This is a genomic window from Thermogemmatispora sp. (assembly GCF_019683635.1).
Taxonomy (GTDB): Bacteria; Chloroflexota; Ktedonobacteria; order Ktedonobacterales; family Ktedonobacteraceae; genus Thermogemmatispora.
Map to the genome: position 1 here is coordinate 1 of NZ_JADGIA010000317.1, position 3,522 is coordinate 3,522.

The 3,522-nt window shown below is 59.9% G+C and carries 3 protein-coding genes; all 3 read left to right on the top strand.

What is annotated here, in order from left to right; translation table 11 throughout:
* The coding region (locus IRZ31_RS20690) for a hypothetical protein (protein ID WP_297157478.1) at window positions 1-262 on the top strand (262 nt) is incomplete at its 5' end.
* Window positions 263-301: 39 nt separating this feature from the next.
* Window positions 302-1,627, top strand: coding sequence for an ATP-binding protein (locus IRZ31_RS20695; protein WP_297157480.1), 1,326 nt, complete (start codon window positions 302-304; stop codon window positions 1,625-1,627).
* A 17-nt stretch (window positions 1,628-1,644) separates the two neighbouring features.
* The coding region (locus tag IRZ31_RS20700) for a tetratricopeptide repeat protein (protein ID WP_297157482.1) at window positions 1,645-3,522 on the top strand (1,878 nt) is incomplete at its 3' end.

Consider the following 3,522-nt stretch of genomic DNA (forward strand, 5'->3'; position numbering starts at 1 on the left):
CTTCTGGCATCTGAAATCATCGATGCCAACCAATATAAGAAACTTCGTTGATATTCTTAGCGAATTGCGTAAAATAAATAGTGAATATAAAATTTCCCAGAGAGAGAGACGTGAGACACAAGAAATGCTTCAGACTACCCTGATGCAACTCAGCTCGCTTCAGCAGCAAACAGAGCAGTGTTTTCAGCTAGTCACCTCTGAGCTGTCCATGCTAAGGGAGCAGTTAGGCTCATTGCAGCGGCTGCTTCTTCGGGAAGACTAGTCTTTTCACTGTAGCGCATAGTGATTCGGGAGATCTGGCATGGAAGGCGAACTGTTTGTGAACCGAGAATTCGAGTTACATCTCATTGATGAGGCGCTGCAGACATTGCAGGACCGGCAGCGGCTCTTGCGGACGCCTGTTGTGGAGCTGTGCGGAGTGCGTGGCATCGGTAAGACGGCGCTGCTCCGTCAGGTTCAGCAGCGCTGTCAAGCGACGGATGTGCCGTTTATTTGGGCTGAAGCCGGGCGGGGGGAGAGTCTGCTGGAGCACCAAATCGTCGAGCAGGTGCAGCGCTATCGGGTTAACCTGAGCAGGGCAGAAATGGACAGCTCGGAGATGCTTGGTCCTGGGCTGCAGCGGGCGGTGGAGGCATTGCGTCTCCTTGCCCAGCGAGGGCGGGCGGTCTTGCTAGTTGATGCGGTGGATGCCGGTAATGAGCGCCAGGTGCGCTGGCTGGAAACTCTGCTGCGTGAGCTGTTGAAGGAGTATACGCTCTTTGTGGTCCTGGCGTCTCCGCGTCTGGTTTCCTTCGAGCGAGAGCGTTCCGTCGCACGGAAGATAACGGTGCTGGAGCTCGGTCCCCTTGATCGTCCGAGCTGTGATGTTTATCTGCAGAAGGTGGGGCTGCCACTGGATGCCGAGGTGCGGGAGCTGATTTTCTCCTGGACCCGGGGCTATCCTCTGGCAATGGAGGTGCTCACCGAGGCCATCCGTGGCGGTCTTGATCCGCGCCAGCCCGCTGATCGCCTCCAGTTGCTCCAGCTCTTGATTGAGCGAGTCGTTCGTCAGGGTGTTCTGCACAAGCTGCCAGCGGAGGAGCGTTCCGCTTATGAGAGGCTCTTACGTCTGCTCTCCGTGCCTCGCCGTTTCAATCTTCTCATGTTGCAAGAACTGGTTGAACAGTTTGCTCCTGAGTGGGCGCGTGAAAGCCCTTTGGCCTATTTCTTTTTGCCTCGTGAGCTGAACGACAGGACAGAGGTCGTGCGCTGGCACCTGGACCGTGCCGGCTACGCGGTTGAGGGGCCGGTGCGCTGGCTCTTCTTGCTGGCCTTGCAGATTGAGCAGCCTGAGCAGTTTGCCTTGCTCCACCGCTGGCTGGCTACCTTTAACCAGCGCCTGGCTGGGCGCGTCAATGGCTCCGACCGTATCCGTTATTTGCGCGAATGGCTCTATCATAGTGCTTTCAGCCTGGAACCTGCGGCGCTGGCTGAGGGAATCCGGGAGCTACTGGCGACTCTGTCTTGGGAGACCGCTGAGGCTCGCGTGCAATTTGTGGAAGAAGTTCGTCAAGACCAAGAGCTGCTAGAGGCCCTGGGGCAACATGCCCAGGACATGCTTACAGGGCTGCAAGCCCTCGAACACTAGGGTGAGGGAAGCGTACTATGGAACGCCTAGGGGTACCCGCAACGTTTCTCGGACGAGATCGTGAGCTTTCTCTTTTTCTGGACTGGCTGGCGAACGTCCAGTCCGATGCTCCCTGGATTCTCTCTGTTCATGATTCCGAGCCGGACCCTGCTCGTCGGGGCGGCATTGGGAAGACCTGGTTTCTGCGTGCCTGTGTCTCGCTTGCGCGACAGCGCTTTCCCCATCTGGCCGTTGTCCAGGTGGATTTCTTCCGTGTCGCCGATCGTGATCGCCTGGTGATCGCACGGCGAGTTGTTGAGCGGCTCCAGGCAGCCTACCCGCGCTGGCAGGCGCGAGCTTTCGCTGAGACTCTGGAAAGCTTTGCCTCCCAGGGCTATCTCAGTAGCCTCTACCCGGAGAAAGATGTGGCCGATATCCGCATTCGTGACAGCCTCTCAGAGGCTTTGGCTCGCGATGTGCAGGAATTGCTCTCAAACTTGCCTGAGAAGGAGCCGCAGCTCTTGCTCGTCTTTGATACCTTTGAGCTGGTCGAGCGCAGTCCCCAGGTAGCGGTCTTGGGCCTGGGACAGCTCTTCCCCGAGCGCTATGGCCTGCCTCATGTCAAAGTGCTCCTGGCGGGGCGCAATCCGCTGGATTGGCAGCATCCAACATGGCATGGGCGTGAAAAGGAGGTGCTGGAGCTGGCGCTGCCTCCTTTTTCGCCTGCTGAGGTGCGCCTCTATCTTGCGCGCGAGCTAGCTGGTCTGCCCGATGCGGTAGATGCGGATGGGGTCAGCGAGACAGCTGCTGGCTCAGAGGAGTCTGTTCTGGCAGCAGGGCGCCAGGCTCATGCTATTGAGCGCCTCTATGAGCTGACGGCGGGTCGTCCTATTTTGGTCGGGCTGGCCTGTGATCTGCTGGCAAGGCGTCTGCTCACGCTGGATGAGCTGGTGGCCTTCCCTCAAGGGCGCTTTGAGGAGCAGCTTGTGGTGCGCATCAACGATTTGGAGCGCCCGCTCAACTGGCTGATTCTGGTGCTGGCTCATGTCTACCATCGTTTGTCTGCTCCGCTTCTCTCCTGGTTGCTGACCCAGGTCAAGTTGACGGAGACCGGCGAGCAGGTTTCTGTTGAGGAGTGGCTGGCGGCTCTGCGACAGCTCTCGTTCGTGCGCGCTGCCGGTGAGGGGGATGAGCTGGCACTGCACGATGAGATGCGCCGGCTGGTGGTGCAATACTGCTGGGAGCGCCAGGACCCTGATTGGCGCTTTCGCCGCGAGCTGAGCCGGGCCGTGATCCACTACTATGAACAGCAAGCTGAGCAGGCGCTTTCAGAACAGGAATGGCAGGCCAGTCGGGTGGAGCTGCTCGCTCACTGGCTGACGGTGGATGTGGAGGAGGGCCTGCAGCGCTTTCAGCGGCTCTTTGGACCCGCCACGGTCGGCTGGCGCAGCGGCTTTGCCCGAACGCTGCTGGAGACCGTGCGGGACTATGAGCCCACCTTGACGCCTGCCCAGCGCTGGCAGCTCCGACTCTGGGAGGCCCAGCTTCTGCGCATTGAGGAACAGCCCCAACTGGCGCAAGCGCAGCTTGAACGGCTGCAGCAGGAAGCAGATCCAGCCTGGCTGGCTACCCAGCAGGAAGCCCTCTTCTATGAGTTCGCGCGCTGCGCCTTGCAGCAACAGCAGTTGCTGCAGACGATTCGCTCTTACGAGCAGTGTCTGGAGCTGGCCCAACAGCGAGGGGATGAGGAGGAGGCCAGCACGCTGCAGGGCCAGCTCGGCTACGTCTATCGCCGGCTGGGGCAGTGGGACGAGGCGCTGCGCTGCTATCGCGCCTCGCTGGCCTATCATCAGCAGCGGGGGAGTCGGGCCTGGTATGCGAACCTGCTCAATAGCATCGGGCAGGTCTACCGCCTG

Bases quoted from the DNA above. Each gene is read 5' to 3' on its own strand.
- IRZ31_RS20695 (WP_297157480.1), top strand. From the start codon at position 302: ATGGAAGGCGAACTGTTTGTGAACCGAGAATTCGAGTTACATCTCATT.